Here is a 250-nt window from a genome sequence, read left to right as displayed (position 1 = left end):
GTCACGCCCGCGGCATCGCGATGGTCGCCATCTGGTACGACCGCGCCTGCGGCGATCGGGAAGCGACCGCCGTACTCGTCGCGATCAACTCTGTCTTCCAGGTGGTCGCCTTCACACTGCTGGGCTGGTTCTACCTCACCGTCCTGCCCGGCTGGCTGGGTCTGGACACTCAGGGGTTGGAGATCACGGTCTGGCAGATCGCCCTGAACGTGCTGGTCTTCCTCGGCGTGCCACTCGTCGCCGGCTTCGC

1 protein-coding gene is annotated in these 250 nt (G+C 66.4%); it reads left to right on the top strand.

Going from position 1 to position 250, the window contains the following annotated elements:
* Positions 1-250, top strand: a 250-nt coding sequence (locus KVS71_RS18020) for an arsenic resistance protein (protein ID WP_368874980.1), incomplete at both ends; no start/stop codon positions are given.

The organism is Microbacterium sp. GbtcB4, assembly GCF_019091465.1.
Lineage (GTDB): Bacteria > Actinomycetota > Actinomycetes > Actinomycetales > Microbacteriaceae > Microbacterium > Microbacterium paraoxydans.
Note: the sequence above shows the minus strand (reverse complement) of the source record. Positions and strands in the feature narration are given on the sequence as shown.